The organism is Phycisphaerales bacterium (genome assembly GCA_029268515.1).
Taxonomy (GTDB): Bacteria; Planctomycetota; Phycisphaerae; order Phycisphaerales; family SM1A02; genus JAQWNP01.
This window is the reverse complement of the sequence record JAQWNP010000017.1, coordinates 109628-126204: the sequence shown is the minus strand read 5'-3', so window position 1 is coordinate 126204 and position 16577 is coordinate 109628. Positions and strand designations below refer to the sequence as shown.

At 49.5% G+C, this 16577-nt stretch carries 16 protein-coding genes; 5 read left to right on the top strand and 11 right to left on the bottom strand.

Annotated features, from left to right (window positions below; genetic code table 11):
• Positions 1-16: 16 nt before the first annotated feature.
• The 4 genes from sucC to P8J86_12210 are packed head-to-tail and all read right to left on the bottom strand — an operon-like array spanning position 17 to position 2794.
• A complete protein-coding gene (gene sucC, locus P8J86_12225; GenBank protein MDG2055459.1) occupies positions 17-1216 on the bottom strand; it encodes an ADP-forming succinate--CoA ligase subunit beta in 1200 nt (399 codons plus the stop codon).
• Positions 1217-1267: 51 nt separating this feature from the next.
• Positions 1268-1924 (bottom strand): PH domain-containing protein, encoded by a 657-nt coding sequence (locus tag P8J86_12220; protein MDG2055458.1) that lies wholly within the window; start codon positions 1922-1924, stop codon positions 1268-1270.
• Between the two features lie 31 nt (positions 1925-1955).
• On the bottom strand, positions 1956-2366 hold the full coding sequence (locus tag P8J86_12215; protein ID MDG2055457.1) for a secondary thiamine-phosphate synthase enzyme YjbQ: 411 nt from the start codon (positions 2364-2366) through the stop codon (positions 1956-1958).
• Between the two features lie 50 nt (positions 2367-2416).
• Positions 2417-2794, bottom strand: a complete 378-nt coding sequence (locus P8J86_12210) for an FHA domain-containing protein (protein MDG2055456.1) — start codon at positions 2792-2794, stop codon at positions 2417-2419.
• Positions 2795-3022: 228 nt separating this feature from the next.
• On the opposite strand from P8J86_12210, the gene P8J86_12205 reads away from it, so the two are divergent.
• Together P8J86_12205 and P8J86_12200 are read left to right on the top strand one after the other, a co-directional pair.
• On the top strand, positions 3023-3685 hold the full coding sequence (locus P8J86_12205) for a hypothetical protein (protein MDG2055455.1): 663 nt from the start codon (positions 3023-3025) through the stop codon (positions 3683-3685).
• Positions 3686-3703: 18 nt separating this feature from the next.
• Positions 3704-4435 carry a phosphatase PAP2 family protein gene (locus P8J86_12200; GenBank protein ID MDG2055454.1) on the top strand — a complete coding sequence of 244 codons (732 nt, stop codon included), beginning with the start codon at positions 3704-3706 and terminating at the stop codon, positions 4433-4435.
• On the opposite strand, the gene ade is transcribed toward P8J86_12200, so the two are convergent.
• From ade to P8J86_12180, 4 genes are all read right to left on the bottom strand, one after another.
• Complete coding sequence (ade, locus tag P8J86_12195) at positions 4411-6165, bottom strand: adenine deaminase (GenBank protein MDG2055453.1); 1755 nt, start codon at positions 6163-6165, stop codon at positions 4411-4413. The genes P8J86_12200 and ade overlap by 25 nt on opposite strands.
• A 33-nt stretch (positions 6166-6198) precedes the next feature.
• Positions 6199-7107, bottom strand: coding sequence for an aminotransferase class IV (locus P8J86_12190; protein MDG2055452.1), 909 nt, complete (start codon positions 7105-7107; stop codon positions 6199-6201).
• A 2-nt stretch (positions 7108-7109) separates the two neighbouring features.
• Positions 7110-7853, bottom strand: a complete 744-nt coding sequence (locus tag P8J86_12185; GenBank protein MDG2055451.1) for a hypothetical protein — start codon at positions 7851-7853, stop codon at positions 7110-7112.
• A 485-nt stretch (positions 7854-8338) separates the two neighbouring features.
• Positions 8339-9265 (bottom strand): metallophosphoesterase, encoded by a 927-nt coding sequence (locus tag P8J86_12180; GenBank protein ID MDG2055450.1) that lies wholly within the window; start codon positions 9263-9265, stop codon positions 8339-8341.
• 103 nt (positions 9266-9368) lie between these two features.
• Here P8J86_12180 and P8J86_12175 point away from each other — a divergent pair, with 103 nt between their 5' ends.
• Entirely contained in the window at positions 9369-10175 is an 807-nt protein-coding gene (locus P8J86_12175; GenBank protein ID MDG2055449.1) for a polysaccharide deacetylase family protein, read from the top strand.
• 102 nt (positions 10176-10277) lie between these two features.
• Here P8J86_12175 and P8J86_12170 read toward each other — a convergent pair whose 3' ends face one another.
• A complete protein-coding gene (locus tag P8J86_12170) occupies positions 10278-12182 on the bottom strand; it encodes a glycosyl hydrolase family 18 protein (GenBank protein ID MDG2055448.1) in 1905 nt (634 codons plus the stop codon).
• Between the two features lie 480 nt (positions 12183-12662).
• Here P8J86_12170 and P8J86_12165 point away from each other — a divergent pair, with 480 nt between their 5' ends.
• Together P8J86_12165 and P8J86_12160 are read left to right on the top strand one after the other, a co-directional pair.
• Positions 12663-13277: a YceI family protein gene (locus P8J86_12165; protein MDG2055447.1), complete on the top strand. Its 615-nt coding sequence runs from the start codon at positions 12663-12665 to the stop codon at positions 13275-13277.
• 30 nt (positions 13278-13307) lie between these two features.
• On the top strand, positions 13308-14228 hold the full coding sequence (locus P8J86_12160; GenBank protein ID MDG2055446.1) for a hypothetical protein: 921 nt from the start codon (positions 13308-13310) through the stop codon (positions 14226-14228).
• A gap of 497 nt (positions 14229-14725) precedes the next feature.
• On the opposite strand, the gene P8J86_12155 is transcribed toward P8J86_12160, so the two are convergent.
• Positions 14726-15643 carry a hypothetical protein gene (locus P8J86_12155; protein ID MDG2055445.1) on the bottom strand — a complete coding sequence of 306 codons (918 nt, stop codon included), beginning with the start codon at positions 15641-15643 and terminating at the stop codon, positions 14726-14728.
• Positions 15644-15673: 30 nt separating this feature from the next.
• The gene (locus tag P8J86_12150; GenBank protein ID MDG2055444.1) at positions 15674-16435 is read right to left on the bottom strand and encodes a prepilin-type N-terminal cleavage/methylation domain-containing protein; all 762 of its coding nucleotides are present in this window, start codon (positions 16433-16435) and stop codon (positions 15674-15676) included.
• Positions 16436-16577 lie beyond the last annotated feature (142 nt).

The window sequence follows — 16577 nt, the reverse complement described above, 5'->3', positions numbered from 1 at the left end:
GCAAGCATTTGTCCAATCAGTTGTTCACGGCTGCTGCCACCTTTGTGGCCGCATCAGCAAGATCAGTAGCACCTTGGAGCGTGGGTATTTCATCTTGAGCAGCACGAAGGATCTCTCGTGCCTCGTCGACATTGGTGCCTTCCAACCGAACAACCAAGGGTACTGAAAAACCGACTTCATTTGCTGCCGTCACAATCGAACGAGCAATCCGATCACACTGCATGATGCCGCCAAAGATATTGACCAGAACACCCTGCACCTTTTCATCGCCAAGGATAATGCGAAATGCCTCTGTGACTGCTTCTTCATCTGCCCCACCACCAACATCAAGGAAATTCGCTGGTTCGCCGCCCGCCAGTTTGATGATGTCCATGGTGCTCATGGCTAAACCAGCACCGTTCACAAGACAGCCAATATTGCCATCTAAGGCCACGAAGTTGAGGCCAGCCTCTTTCGCTCTTTGTTCAGATGGATTCTCGGTGGCCTTGTCATGCAAGCTTTCGATGTCTTTGTGGCGGAACAGCGCGTTGTCGTCAAAATTAAACTTGGCATCAATCGCCAGGAGACGACCATCAGGCGCATCCGCTGTTGCCGGCGTCAAGATCAGTGGATTGATTTCAACGAGTGAAGCATCTTTCGATTCATAAAGTTTGACCAGCTTCATGAAGATACTGGCCGCCTGATTAATCTGCTTGCCCTTCATACCCAGCTCGAATGCCAGCGCTCTGGCCTGATAAGGCTCAAGCCCTCCAAGCGGATCAATCAGCACATGGTGAATGGCCTGCGGATTACTTTCTGCAACGGTCTCAATTTCAACGCCACCCTCTGACGAGGCAATCAGTGCATTGCAGCTGTTGCCTCGGTCTGTGGTAATGGCCACGTAGTACTCATGCTCAATATCCACAGCCTCTGCGACCAATAGCGTCGTGACAGCTAAGCCCTCAGGACCAGTTTGATTTGAGACCATACGATTATTGAGCATGAACGTGCCTGCTTCGACGGCTTCATCAACACTCTTTACTAATTTTACAAAACCGGCTTTGCCACGGCCACCGGCATGAACCTGCGCCTTAACAACAACTTGTTCGGCCCCACTCTTTAGGATCCGAGCAGCATGTGCTTTTACCTCTTCAACTGACTTCGCAACTGAGGCATCTGGTACGGGAACACCCGCGTCAGCTAGTAATTGACGGGCCTGATACTCATAGATTTTCATCTGAGTGGTCTCCTGGAATTAAGCATTAACCTGCCAGTCTAGCAGAGGGACTCAGGATGGGTTTGGATCTCTTAACCCACGATGCTGATCGATGATCTTCTTGACTTCGAATGGCCCAGGAACGTCAGAGACACTAATTTCAGCTGTTGGATCGCTACCACCAGCTGATGAATCCAGAACGATCCGGCCAACCCCAGTCAACCGCTGGAAGAAGCTCTGCTCGATGCGCAAATTACGAACATGTGAGTGGAGTACCTCATTGGTATGCCGAGCGAGAAGCCCCTTGCGATGCATCGTTCGGTGGCTCGTGACTCGAATCGACTCAGAAAGATGCCCGATGTACCAGACCCCCCACCAAATCAAACCAGCGAGCAGTCCCAGCACGCCAAGATACGCAACCACATCGCGCATCCAAGACGCTTCATCATCTGCAGCGATCCCATAAATACCAGCAGCAACTGAAATCACCAGCAGGACAATCATGAGCGAAAATGCCAACGGTCTGGCTCGAAACATGGCCCGTCGAAGGTGCAGTAGCTGGCGTTCATCAGATCCTAAAGATTCAGTCTTTGTCGCTCCCGAGCTAGCCTGCTCCTGGACAGGCAGTCTATTGATATCACCACAATGTGGGCAAGCCGTGCGATCAGCACCTGGCGCGAGCCCTGTGGGTTCAAAATTCTGACTACAATTGTCACATTCAATAACCATGGGTGCATCCTGAAGTAACTACCCCATTACGTCAATCTCCATAGAGATGAATCACCATTTTTCGGCGATGTGGGCTCTTACGATGTTCCCATACAAAGACACCCTGCCAGGTCCCTAAAGCTGGCGCACCATTGACAATCGGAATTGATAATGAAACATCCGTCAACGCTGACTTAATATGAGCAGGCATGTCATCGGGGCCCTCGCAGGTGTGTTTGTAGAGGGGATCATTCTCGGGAACAAGGCGAGCCAACCAGTGCTCAAGATCGCGCCGAGCAGTCGGATCAGCATTTTCTTGAACGGTAAGACTTGCTGACGTGTGCTGAATCATGACCGTCATGAGGCCATCTTTAATGCCCGAAGTAACAACCATCGCTCGCAGTTCTTGTGTGATTTCATAGAGGCCTTGGCCAGAAGTTGTCAGCGTAATGTGATCTATCATTGACACACAATATTTAGGGGGCATTCCCGAGAGTAGACCACTACCTCACATTAGGAATTGTTGGCAAGCTTTGTCCATAAAGAGCGATTGATGAACTTTATCATCGTTTGCCCAATTGCAATAACATCACCATCTTGTAAATGCACAGGCTCCTCTAATAGACGCCCGTTTATGCGCGTTCCATTATGCGATGCTAAGTCACGAACGGTAAAAGTGCTGCCCGCTTGATCAATGATGCAATGATGCCTACTGACATCTTGATCATTGAGCACAATCAAATTGTGAACATGTCGGCCAACCGAGATCGGGCCACCATCAAGTTGTGCCTTTTCCATTTGACTGTGGTGATCACCCTGGCCACTAAACCCGGCAGGGCTACTGGGCTGGATACGCATTGATCCTGATCTGACAATCTCTAGATAGGCCATTGTCTGTCACCCTTTTGGCATCACGAAGACGCGGAACCTGACTTGCAGAATTGTCCCATATCGATCAGCCCAATCCTAGGCCCTTCATGAGTAAATTTTGATCATCCGAGAATTCTGGGCTTCAAGGGGCTACCAGCCATGACACCGTCAGGCTGATACAGTGCCCATGCTGGTAATTTCGTCCATTCCCATGGCTATCACTTTTCAATAGTCCACTGGTTCTCATTTATGTCTTGGAAAATTTTAGAAACACAAGAGTCCTTGAGCATCTTGCTGTTGCTGATCGCAGTCGCTGCCGGATGCTCATCTATGGAAAACGGGACCGGCACCGCAAACTCGACGACTCAAACATCAACCGATACGTTCGTACCGAAAAATAAGCAACCATCATTTATTGGGTATGCCCCATCTGGGCAACTTGAACATGCTTACACCGCTGCTCGAGATGATGCTCTTGAAAGGCGCGTTCCAGCCCACCAAATTGTCGCAGATTCGATCCAGCGTATCTTTGGTGTTTGGGATCCCGCATCAGGAACAATGCGGCTGACAATGCTCTTGATTCCTCAAAAAAACACAGATCCTCAGTCGACAAATGGAACGCTACAACAACAACTCGCTGACCAGGTGGCTGCCCATGCAGTCACAAATCAAGTTATTGAGATTCAACTTTTAGACCTCTGCCCTACCGACAAGGCCGCGAAACGGTTTACAGGACAGGCCGCTACACTTGATATTCAAACGGCTTTTGAAAATGCCGTCGTTCGAGCATTACCAGCGCGTCATGGTTCTCGGAATCCGCTTCACTTTGTGGTTTGCTCAATCGGCGCGACAGATGGCCCAGTCGAGGGGGCTCCTGATGCAGTCGTTACGATTGAGGTAGAGAATCCCTAAACGTACAACATCAAAACCATGATCGAATCCAATAAACAGCCTGGTTCATTACCACGCTGGCTCCAGCCAGCCTATCTAGACGACCCCACCAATCGCCGTTGGTTCTTCTGCCTTGCGGCGACGCTCATCGTCGCTGGTCTTCTTTGTTGGTTTTTTGCAGATCAACAAATGGCTCAGGCAAACTATGATTTCAGATCGAAAGCAACAGTGCTACCGGCAGAATTTTTGACCACCTTTGGTCGCACTGAACCGTGGATTGCAAGTTTTCTGGCGATTTTGATTGCGGCTCGAATTGGTCGCTTTCAAGCAGTCGCTGCATGGGCATGGTTTGGACTTCTATCTATCATTCTCTCTGGTTTGCTCGTACCACTCATTAAGATCACCATCGGGCGTGTCAGGCCCGGCTTGTTTCTTGAGGAAGGCATCTACGGATTTCAGTTCTTTGAGATCGGCTATCACTTCAACAGTTGCCCTTCAGGCCATGCCACCACCATTGCAACTGCATGTACAGTCTTTTGGTTAATGAATCGACGCTTGGGACCACTCTGGGTACTGATCGCTGCTGCAGTTGGTGCCACACGAGTCATACTTGAAGCACACTTTATGAGCGACGTCTTCATGGGCTTTCTGACCGGAGTCACGGTCACACTCTTAATTCAGATGTGGTGGATATCTGACAATCAACGTAAGTTTCTGATGCCATACGAGGCTTCTTTGAAATTACGTCAACGAGCAATGCCAACAATCTGAAACTGATCTACATCAATGAGTCCCTGATCGCTCACTTTGAGATGCGGGATCACTGACAACGGCATGAAACTGAGCGCCATCGTGGGGTCGGGCAAGGTGCAACCAATCTGATCGCAGGCTTGGGCCAACAAACGCCTGCTTTCCACCAAAGCAACAGTCGATTCGACAGAGATGAGACCCGCCAGTGCCAGCGGCACCACAGCTAATACCTGGCCGTTCTGGACAACGCACTGGCCGCCCTGTGTTGCAGCCAGAGCATTCGCAGCGCAAATCATATCCGCATCGTTGGTACCAACGACTGCAAGATTATGAGCGTCATGCCCAACAGTACTGGCCAATGCCCCATTGGTGATACCGAATCCATGCACAAAGGCCAAGCCTATGTTTCCTGTGCCGTGATGTCGCTCAATGACAGCAGCTTTAACAACATCCTGTTCTATATCAGAAACAATCTCCCCGTTAACCACCGCCGGTGTCATGTCCAATGACCCGGTCACAATTTGGCCAGGCAGCATGTGAATCACTTTGATGAGGCCAAGGTCATCGGGCGCACTTACCATAAGTGATTTTTCGGAAAGATCTTCTGGCAGAACAACTGTATTTAACATGTGTTTTGGAACATCGCTTGGCGCCGGAAGGTCTGCGGTCAAACAACCGTCCTGCGCAACGACACGACCATGATGCAACACCATGGTGGCTCGAAGCGTCTTGAGATCATCGCAGATAAAGAGATCGGCATATCGACCTGGGGCAATGGCGCCATAATCCCTCAAGCCATAATGTTCTGCCGTATGCAAAGAACCCATCGCCAATGCAGTTGCGGGGTCAAGTCCAAGACGCACTGATTTGCGAACGACATGATCGAGGTGCCCCTCTTCTTGAAGGTCCACCGGATCACGATCATCTGTGCAGAAGCTAAATCTTGAAGCATTTGCTGGAGTCACAACTGGCAACAGCGCTTCAAGATTCTTTGCTGCACTTCCTTCACGAATATAAATACGCATGCCAGCGGCCAGCTTCTCTTGGGCCTCCTCCGCAGTCGTACACTCATGATCAGAAGAGATACCCGCACTCAGATACGCCTGAAGTCCCATGCCACGCAATTGAGGACAATGCCCATCCACAATCCCATGACTGATTCCTAGTGCGACCTTTGCAAGAACGCTCGGATCAGCATTCACTACGCCTGGGAAGTTCATCATCTCGGCAAGGGCAATGATTTGTGATTCATCAAACAGTGGCGCAAGATCTTCGGCGAGCAAAGTCGTTCCAGAAGACTCTAATGGCGATGCAGGCACACAAGATGATGCTGCAAAGAAACAATTCATAGGAATGCCTAAAGCATCTTCCATAAGAAACTTGATGCCCTCAATACCCAGTACATTTGCAATCTCATGGGGATCAAAAACAGCACCAGCCATACCACGTGGTACGACGACTCGGCAGAAATCCGAAGGGCGCATCTGAGTTGATTCAACGTGCATATGGGCATCAATCAATCCTGGTGACACATAAGCGCCTCCAAGATCAACGACTTCCCGCGCAACACGATAGTCAGGGCCTACGCCTGCTATTCGCTGTCCATAAATAGCGATCTGTACTTCTTCAATGGTACGAGTAAAGACATTGACAACCCGCCCACCAGTCAGCAACAAATCTGCTGGCTCATCACCTCTGGCAACCGCAATGAGCTGCGGATCGACACGGTTCGTCTGTTCATCTGCATTCATAATTGTCCACTCGCTTCTTAGACTTCTCGATGTCTATGCCACGGAACATCCCTCACGAGACGTAAGTTCACTGTAGGCATGGCTAATTCTAGCAACCATACTACCTGCCCCAGGGCATGCACCTGATCCAATACTCCGCCCATCAATCTCAACAACGGCTGCTAGCTCACCCATCGTGCCAGTACAAAAAACTTCGTCAGCTTGATAAAAATCATCCAATTCTAAATCTCGCACTTCGCTGCTGATCTGATGCGCCTCACAAATGCCAAGGACTGTTGCACGCGTAATTCCATCGGGACATGCCCGCACATGTGATGTGCGAACCGTATCATCATGCACAAGAAACAAATGAGTCGCATTGGTTTCCGCTACAAAACCACAATCATCAAGCATGACTGCATCATCAACGCCCGCAAGGTTGGCTTCGATCTTGGCTAAAATTGAATTCAGCAAGTTTGCATGGTGAATGCGTGGGTCAAGCATATCTGCTCGGCAACGTCGAAATGAACTCGTAACTAAACGTAAGCCAGTCTTTTCATAAACCGGATTTTTGTGTTCAGCGAGAACAATTAATGTCGGGCCTGACTGATTCAATCGAGGGTCCATGCCAGAAGTTATCTTGACCCCCCGCGTCAGGGTTAATCGGATATGTACAGCATCGGTCATTGCGTTGGCAGCAAGAGTCCGCCTAATCTGCGTCGTCATCTCTTCATGGGAGGGAATTTCATCGAAAGAAAGTGCTTGAGCAGATGCATGGAGTCGATCCAAGTGTTCTGTCAGCTTGAAGATGCGACCCTGATAGACCCGCAATCCTTCCCATACAGCATCGCCACCCTGCACCGCTGAGTCGAATGGACTAATACCGGCTTCATCCCGGGCGAGCAGTGCACCATTGATGTTAATGAGAATGTCACGGTTTGCCTCGTTGAATTTTTGGAGCATAGTCAGATCGCCGATGGCGCCTCCGGTGAAAGACGATGGGCATAGAGCCGTGCATAAGGCTCAAGACATGCATCGTACAGATCCTGAGCAGTATCGGGAATTGGCTGGGGCGCTGGATTCCACTCACGAAATCCTGTGGAACGCTCAACCTGATCGTACCAGTGTTTCGCCCAAATACCATCTGTAGCGCGACCTCCCGCAGGCCAGACCAACATCTTGAGAGAAAATGGTACACCAACATGTTTACAGAGTGCGTTCAGCATACCTTCTGGGTTCATCAGAACATCCCGAGCATCAAGTACTGGCGGATTAGAACCCTGTGAAACAAGACTCTCAAACAATTCTATTTGCTGGGGCAAACCCGTATCAGAGATTTGTGGATGCTCAAGATGATGCGCTAGACTTGGAACCATCTCACGTGGATCCCTTATCAGAAAACAGTTCGTCATCTGGCAGATCCAAGCACGATCAATGTCTGCGAGCAGATGATGGGCCATGTGCTTTTGGTAATAAATTGAAAGGGGTGGAGGTGGATTACTTTGCAGTGAATCTACCACCCTCTGCCAACTGGATTCATGTACTTCAATGACTTCAGCCGCACCAGGATGATCCAAACCAGTTTCACTCAAGTAGTAGGCATAGAACGGCTCATCAACAACATGTGTATCGCCACGAGCCTGCCATGAGCGCATCATTGCTGTAGAGATGTTTCGCGGCCCCGACCACATAGCAATTCGTTTGATCATCCACCCATGTCACAACAGAGTCGCCGTTATGTAAAGGGGCATACAGATGTTTTGCGGCTGCTAAACAACCCATAAAGGCTATTTTCGCTCGTAAAGCCTTTTTTATGATGCTGTATAATAGGAGGCGAGGGGTATCTAATTGGGGGCAGCTAATGCCAGTTACGCACGGCCATATGAAAACACCCGACAAACACCCAACCCGATTGAGGGGACGGGTCAAGTGGTTCAATACTGCTAAAGCCTACGGTTATATTGCCCCAGAGGATGGAACACATGACATCCTCTTAGATCAGACAGAATCGGCTGGAGAAACCGCACTGCAGACGACCCTTTTCCATCAAGGAGATTGCGTTGAATTTGAAGTGCATTCAAACCACCAACATCGCCCAACAGCCACGAACGTTCGCCGCATTGCAGACCCGAGCGAAAAACACGGGCGAACCAAGAAATAAATTGATCCAGCTAGAAAAGCAGCGCGTACTTGATCACACGTTGACCCAAACGAGATGATCTGGCTCAAGCACTTTCTCGCCATCCCATCGGTAAGCGCAGAGCACATCTCCGCGAGCCACCCCATAATCAATACAAGCAACATTCTTGGCAAGTAGCACTGGCTCAGGATTTGGATGCAGCCCGTAGTGACCGATGAACACCGGCTTGTCGCTTTCTTCGTAAGGACATGGTTTGTCGTCCAGTACCGCCGGCAGTGGGATCTGAGGAAGATCGTTATCTCGTACCAACGCATATTCAGCGTACGTTTTTTCATTGGGCGGCAGATACCAGCGAACCCGCAGGCGTGAACGATAAAAACCATCAAGATCCGTCAACCCCTTGCCCAAAGGCAAACTTTGCTCTTTACCCTTGAGCGTCCATTCGATAGCTCTTGCTAATTTTTTCCCAGGGGTTAAGGCCTTATGCATAAATTCGTCAGTCCATTGGCCGAATTCGGCATGTGCTTTCGAAATTCTTTTGATAGCCCACGGATCCCAACAAGCATGAACAACTCGAATTTCAGGTAAGTCCATATACATTGGAAGATCTCGAATCCAATCGAGCGTACTTTTAATCTCGCTCTTGGAAAGCTGGTTCAATGTCGCTGAAATCTGCTTTTGGTTTTTTTTGCTTCTCGGGCGAAGATAAACGCCTTTGCGATTTGGATGAGGTATATGGTAGGCCAAGGTATTAAACTCGTGGTTGCCCATGACCACCTGAGCCGCCCCACTGTCTTGCATCCGCCGCACCAATTTGATGACTTTTCCAACTGCCTTACCACGGTTTAGAAGATCACCAACAAAGATGGCCTGACGTTCACGATGGGTATACCCAGCCGCACCCTTAACATACCCCATGCGCATCAGCAGTCGCTTGAGGGCATCGTGGCTTCCATGCACATCACCAATAACGTCATACATAGTCAGGGTCTCAAAAACTTTCCCGATAGCATAAACCAATCGAGTCGGGGATACGATCCTAATTTGTAACAACTCTGTTGCCCAGGGCCTGTTAGGATAGAACGTGTCACGCTGGTCTATCATGCTCCTGCTTTACGCCCTTGCCACCATTATCCTGGTGATTATTGCTGGCTTTATTTGGTGGGCGATCGTGATTCCATTTGTGGTGTTTCATGCCTATGTCATCGATGGGGTGTTCAGGCCAAACTCCCAATTTCTCTTACGAAGCATGACCAAAGGCCCTCAAGATTCTAAGAAGGTCGCCCTGACCTTCGATGATGGTCCTGATCCGACCTATACCCCTGCGATTGCCGAACTTCTGAAAAAACATGGTGCCCATGCCACGTTCTTTTGTATCGGCCGATATATCGATGCGCACCCTCAAGTCGCTCAGCAACTTGTTGCTGAAGGACATGAACTGGGCAACCACAGCTATTCACACAGTCGATTACTCAATTTTAGAACGGCTGGCCCAATGCGAAAGGAAATTGCCAACGGTGCTGCCGCCATCGCACGCGTGGGCGGCCCAGCCAACCCGCTCTATCGACCTCCGGTGGGACTCAAAAACCCTGCTCTATCGCATATTGCAACGGCAGATCACCTGAAGGTTGTCCTTTGGTCAGTGCATAGCCGAGAGGCCTGGAGGCAGAATGCAAAGACGCTATCCGCTACCGTATGCAAACGCTTGAAGCCAGGCGATATCGTGCTCTTTCATGATGGCTGTGACAAACCTGGTGTTGATCGCCAGACAACCGTCGACGCCGTCGAGTGCATACTCAAAGAACTTGACCGCCGCGGCCTTCAGTGTGTGACAGTTTCTGAACTCATGAACTTCGAGTCACCCCAATCCAAAGATCCGGCGTCGAAATAACGGTATGCCAATGCCTTAACTTAAAGAGACATGGGTAGGATTCCAAGGAACCCTACCCATGCGTTTAACTCACTTGAGATGTGATTTCACATCACTTTGGCCTTATCTGGCAAGACCATCAGCAATCGCATCAATCAGTGTTTGATTTCGATCAGCAGTGACTTCCCAATACATCATGCCACCGAGACCATATGAATTCACATAATCAATCTTGATACCAATTGACTCAAGATCATCGTAACTGATGAAGTGACCACCAAAGGCGCTCGGGCTATAGAGATATGGCACTTTTGCATAGTCATCCCAGTAGCGCGTGTACTGACCACTGGCAATGAAAGATTCGATTTCAGTAAAATCAGTTACACCAGTCGCGCCACTTGTGCCATCATCCCAGGTACCTGCAGGCACACTTGAAGCAGCCACAAAGAGAATCGATGGCTCTTCATCGCTGCCTTCTTGCTCATCATTGCCCTCCGACTCTTCGGTGTCAGTACTGCCATCACAGGCACCACCATTGAGCTCACATGAGGTGAACTGATCTGTAAAGGCACCGTCGCCTTGGAAGCCGATGGTAATTTCAGCACCTGGTGCAATGCTTGCGTTCCAACCCAAATCGGTCACCGTGTACAGATTGTCTATGAATGTCATATCACCATTCCAGAGCGACGTAATGACGGGCTCATAACCAAATGAAATGGTCCAACCATTGACGGGTGATGCAGAATCATTGCGCAAGACCAGGTTGGCGTTAAAACTCGTCTCCCAAAGTCCTGCTGGCTCAATGCTCGCGGTCAGTGTGCCAGTACCACCACCGTTGTCGCCGCCATTGCCACCACCGTTACCACCTTCAGGTTGCACACCGCCCCAGGCACGGCCATACATCGGCACACCCATGACGATTTTCTCCGCAGGGACACCCTTGGCAAGAAATTCTTGCAATGCCCAATCAACGTTGTAGCGCTCACGAATCAGTTCATTAGCGTCATCATCATTGGGGTTGGGGTACAGAGCCGAATGGTGATTGGTATTGCTCAAATCCCAGGCGCCGTGGAGGTCATAGGTCATGACATTGACCCAGTCCAGGGGCGCTACAATCGCCGCCAGATCAAGATAGGCAAGCTTGTCATATCCTGCAGGTGATGCGATCGTCAATAGATATTGCGTACCATCTTGTGCTGCGGCTACATCCAACTGGGCGCGTAGTTCTTCAAGCAAGAGCACATAGTTATCTGCATCTTCAGGTCGGTAAGTGTTGTTGGACAAACCGCAGCAAACGGGATATTCCCAATCAATGTCGACACCATCAAAACCATAGGCACGAATAAAGTCAACACATGAGGCTGCAAAGTTACTGCGCGATGCCTCTGTCAGAGCCACATCAGAGAACTTCCCTGACCAAGTCCAACCACCAACCGAGATAAAAGTCTTCAGATGTGGGTGCTCGGCCTTAAGCACGTTGTTTATTTGGTTGTAGGTGCCTGCAAGCGGCTGGTCCCAGGTATCACCGGGATAGAGTTTTTCCAGAGCCGCGTATGAATCACCAACTTTGATGGTCAGATCATCACCAATGTCAGCAAAGGCATAATTGATATGCGTGAGCTTGTCACCAGGAATATCCATTGGTTGATAGTCACGGCCGTAAATGCCCCACTCAATGTAATAACCAACGACCTTAGAGCACGGGCCCCAGCTCACTAGCATCTGTGAGAAATCGTCAAGATCCACAATACCGTCTTGATTGATATCAGCTTCTGGATCATCTGACCCAAAGGCAACAAGTAGCTTTGAGAAATCTCCAAGTTCAACCCGGCCACTTCCATCAATATCACTAGCGCACATCGGATTGGCTACCGCTATTGGCGCGGTGGCCAACATCAGGCCGCCGCCAACGAGCATCGAGGCCAATGGCCTAAAACGACAAGAACGCTGTGCCTTTCCAATAGAATTGTTGTCTTTGTCTTCCATCCATCGTCCCCCACCGCTTATCACGTCCGTGATCCGTTCCATCAGTGGTATTCCTTTCAACTTGCACTTGGCAAGGATTCCTATACAGACTCTCGTCCCTTGATACTGCCACTTCCTTGAGGCAGGCTTCACTTGCCACAATGACAAGTAAACAGTTGACCAGGCGTATACGTCGACTCCAGGGGGAAGTGTTCAAAACACCTTGCAATGGCCAACTAAAGCCCCTAAATGGACTTTCAGATCGACTCATTGGGGATCTCAGGCCATTCTCCTTCTTGGCCAATACCACCCCTAAGCCCCTACTTTGGACAGCCTGGATTCCACTTCATCGCCCAAGCCCTCTAAGATCACATCTGCGGCCAGCATGTAAAACGATCTTCTGTTTATTGGAACAAATCCGTGCTCATGGCATCCAACTGACTCAATCCATCGTGAAAGCTATCGCCAACACAGAACCTCTCCCAGACAGAGAGGCTAAGGCACAGTACTTCTAACCAACGATCTAGAACTGGAGTAATACACATGAGGCCGTTGCCCATCGTCGCCATCGTCACTATATCTTTCGTCAGTCTTGGAATCATCAATCAACGCCAAGCCCCTGCTGCTCAGGAATCTACGACGGCTCGCGAGAGCATGGCAATCGATACCACCCATTCAAATGCACACTTCCGTGTACAGCACCTCGGTGCGGGTCGCTTTTGGGGACGCTTCAATGATGTTGACGGTACGGTCTCATGGACTCCAGGCAGCACCGATGATCTAGATTTCGATATCTCAATAGATGTCGAAAGTGTTGATAGTGGCGTTGATCAACTCGACCGGCATCTCAAAAGCCCAGACTTTTTTAATGCCAAAGAATTTCCCAATATGACGTTCAAGAGTCAATCGGCCAAGAAAGTTGACGATGATACCTATGAAGTTAAGGGTGACCTGACGATGCATGGTGTCACCAAGCCGATTACGGCGATGGTGCAGTGGCTTGGTTCCAATGAGACCAGCAAGGGTAAGAAGGTCGGATTCGAAGCAAATTTCAAAATCAACCGTAGCGAGTTCGGCATGAACTACGGCGTAGAAAAAGGCGCTTTGGGCAACGAAGTCGATGTGACTGTGGCCATGGAAGCCAATGTGCAGCCTTAACGTACACACTGCCCGCAAAGAGAAGCGCCCTTGAATCCCCAAGAAGTCCTAGTGGTCGTCGCACTGCCTGCTTTGATCGGCACTCTTCTGACGGCAACCGTTTGGCTCATGCCACTGACGCGACAGGGACGTTCCTGGATCAGTGCTCTGAGTCTCTTGGTTGGGTTTGTCTTGAGCATGTATTTCATTTCGGGCTTCCCACAATCACCGGTGGAGGCATGGAAGTATGTCGCCTTGGCAATGGCGATTCAGGTCGCGGTACTGTTGCCGTGTGTCATCAAACCAAACTCACTTGGCCTCTTTGCCTTGCTGGCCATTGGCGTCGCCATTACTCCATCGCTGCTCTTGAATATACCGGATGCCAACACTCTTCCATGGCGGATTGTGCTCTTTGCCTTCATCGTTGTCACTAGCTTGGTACTTACCAAGCCTGCTAGGCATACGGGTTTTTCAGTGCCCTTCGCGCTTTGGTTTCCAGCCACTGGGCTTTCTTTCTTACTGATTGTGAGTGGGTTTGCAATGGCCGCTCTGATCATGGGCGCCATTGCAGCGATGCTTGGTGGGTTTACTGTTTTTGGACTGATCAAACGCCGCTATATGCTGGGTTATGCTGGCATATCTCTGATGGTTGCCATCATCGCCATGATGACACTTGTGGGATATGGCTATGACTATGACTCCTTCTCTCGGTGGTCATGGATCATCATTGCGATCGCGCCGCTTGGTTTGCTCGCCGACAACTTGCGCCCAGCGACGAAACCATTTCAAGCGACGGTTGCCCGCATTGCCGCCGTTGCACTATTGACCCTCTTGGCGGTGGCCATTGCGATGACCACCGGCGGATCAACTGAGTTGGAAGAAGAGTACGGCGACCTTGATCTCTACACGCTGACAAACGACGCCAGCATCCAACCCGTTGTGCCTGTGAGAAGTGATTTTCCACGCTCATGACTGGCTTATTGTTGTCAGGCTTGGACAGTTTCTGGAAGAACCTCATCCTTGGCGTTCTCGGCGTCTGCCCCGTTGAGATCAAGGTAAAAACGCCTCGAACCAGCGCTTTCACATCCCCATAAATTCATGGCGATATCTGCCGACATCATCATTAATGACTGTAATCTAGCCCCTGTCCTACTTCTGAGGACCAAAGCAGCACTCTCTCTCTCCCTGGTCTGCGGCGCTCTCTCTCACTTGGAGCGTCGTCGGACCGGGGCTCTTTTATTTCATGAATATCCCCGCTGGACTTTTGTGGCCATCGAAGAAGCTGAGCGACTTCTTATCACCAGTCCACCGATAATCAAATCCTAACAATCAACTGTCATCTCGAGGCACACATCAATCACGAATTGGGCTCTGGCTTGACGATTGCCTTCCTAAGATCGTAAATTCCTTAATAGAAAAGGGCGCCGTTCTAAAAACGGCGCCCTTTTATAATTTCAAGAAAACGAACTTTACTTGACCGATCCGAGTATGCCGCCGCGACTGTTTTTCTTTGGCGAAGCCTTCGTAGGAGCTGTCTCAACGACAGTGCTGCGTTCCTCGCAAGTATTGCCGAAGTTTACTAAGAACTCAGAGAAATCATTGACGTCAACGTCTTGATCCTCATCCAAGTCTGCTGACAAGCCATTACCAACGTTGCCAAACTGAATCAGAAACTCAGAGAAATCTGCAAGGTCGACCACATTGTCACCAGTCAGATCTCCAGTGCAGCGAAGTTCATTGGCCATATTCTCTTCGACCCACTCCACCGCGGCCTCGTGATCTTCTTCACTCGCCAAATTGTTAAACACAATCCAGAAAGAATCAGAAGTCTCATAATCTCCAAGAGCATGTAGCTCCAACTCCACAAGATAAATACCTACTGCGGGATCATTGGTGGGGCTATCGAGATAGAAACTGATGTGACGATGAAAACTACCATCTGCCGCAACTACAAGTTCAAAGCCATTGATAGGTGCGTTACCGATCGTAAAGGAAAGACTTGCAAAAGCCACCTCAATGGTCTCGTCAATTCCAGTGTCAAAACCAGAACCGTTCCATCGACCAACGCCCGCTAAGGCGTTCCAGCCTAAGCTAGACCCAGGCTCAAAGGTGCCTGGGAATGCCTCCCAACCAGGCTCATCGGAGAAACCCGGCACACCAGATTCACCCAACTCCGACTCAAAGACACGTTCATTTGATTCGACTACTTCATCATCCTCGACCAATCCAGTATGGATCTTGTCTGCTTGAACATTAATGAAGATATCTCCAGCATGTTGAGCTGCGGCGTCTTGGACAAATGCCAAAAGAGGGGTCACGGTTGCGAATAAAACAAGCGTTCCAACGGTTTTGAATTGACTGACTTTTTTATTAAATGGGAATGACATTAACAAATTCGTCTTTCGTACTTAAAGTTTTTAAAACAAAGGAGCATTTTCAGGGTTAAAGGAATTACGATTGGGATCAACATAAACATCAAAGAAATGCCGGGTTTCGACATGACCATCTACAAATCCATAGTTTGACTTCGCCTGAGATGAATGTGGCTTGCCGGAAACAGCGTTGGTCTGAACTTGATTGGATGCCAAAACTGGTGGGGCGTCTGGATGAGAGTCGCCAATCCACCAATTCTCGACATGAACATGATCAGCTCCAGCAAAAGATCCTGTGGCTGCCATATGCAAAAAATGCACTGTCTTTGCCGGATTCTTTAATTTACTCATCCGATCCACAGCCTGCCTTGGATCGATTGCTGCGTCAGGTGAATGCGTACGGGAAAGATAGTTATTCCAACCGTAACTGGTCCGACGGAATCGATTCGTCGTACCCTCAACTGGTGTTTCCCAGTGTGGACTTGTATCCAGTGGCGATCGAATAACACCATCGAGATCTACATACTCGCCAACGAGATTCAGCCAAGCTATTTCTTCGTTTGCAAGGCCTCCATGAGCAAGCCCTGCATCAGCAAATTTCCCATCTTCGTCTACTGCATACTGATAGTGGGCTATCTGAAGCGAACGAAGATTCAATACATCTGTGGCAACAAACGCTCGATGCCTGAGCCCCGCAATCGAAGGTATGAGAATCGCAGCCAATATCGAAATAATCCCCATCACGACAACCAGCTCAATAACGGTGAACCCGCGATGTGTCCGATTTTGATGACTTGTCAACATCATTGGAGAAGTCTCTTTCGCTCGTAGATCACAAAAAATGCCCTTCAGGCAGCAAAGTTATGGAATATCACCTACTGACAATTGATTGTCAATAGTATTTAGCGCATAATTATGGTTAAGATCCAAGCCTTGAATGAGGTCACCC

Coding starts and splice junctions, on each gene's coding strand:
- P8J86_12210 (MDG2055456.1), bottom strand. CDS start 2,794: ATGGCCTATCTAGAGATTGTCAGATCAGGATCAATGCGTATCCAGCCC.
- P8J86_12185 (MDG2055451.1), bottom strand. CDS start 7,853: ATGATCAAACGAATTGCTATGTGGTCGGGGCCGCGAAACATCTCTACA.
- P8J86_12165 (MDG2055447.1), top strand. CDS start 12,663: ATGAGGCCGTTGCCCATCGTCGCCATCGTCACTATATCTTTCGTCAGT.
- P8J86_12205 (MDG2055455.1), top strand. CDS start 3,023: ATGTCTTGGAAAATTTTAGAAACACAAGAGTCCTTGAGCATCTTGCTG.
- P8J86_12190 (MDG2055452.1), bottom strand. CDS start 7,107: ATGCTCCAAAAATTCAACGAGGCAAACCGTGACATTCTCATTAACATC.
- P8J86_12220 (MDG2055458.1), bottom strand. CDS start 1,924: ATGGTTATTGAATGTGACAATTGTAGTCAGAATTTTGAACCCACAGGG.
- P8J86_12170 (MDG2055448.1), bottom strand. CDS start 12,182: ATGGAACGGATCACGGACGTGATAAGCGGTGGGGGACGATGGATGGAA.
- P8J86_12150 (MDG2055444.1), bottom strand. CDS start 16,435: ATGATGTTGACAAGTCATCAAAATCGGACACATCGCGGGTTCACCGTT.
- P8J86_12155 (MDG2055445.1), bottom strand. CDS start 15,643: ATGTCATTCCCATTTAATAAAAAAGTCAGTCAATTCAAAACCGTTGGA.
- P8J86_12200 (MDG2055454.1), top strand. CDS start 3,704: ATGATCGAATCCAATAAACAGCCTGGTTCATTACCACGCTGGCTCCAG.
- sucC (MDG2055459.1), bottom strand. CDS start 1,216: ATGAAAATCTATGAGTATCAGGCCCGTCAATTACTAGCTGACGCGGGT.
- P8J86_12215 (MDG2055457.1), bottom strand. CDS start 2,366: ATGATAGATCACATTACGCTGACAACTTCTGGCCAAGGCCTCTATGAA.
- P8J86_12180 (MDG2055450.1), bottom strand. CDS start 9,265: ATGTATGACGTTATTGGTGATGTGCATGGAAGCCACGATGCCCTCAAG.
- ade (MDG2055453.1), bottom strand. CDS start 6,165: ATGAATGCAGATGAACAGACGAACCGTGTCGATCCGCAGCTCATTGCG.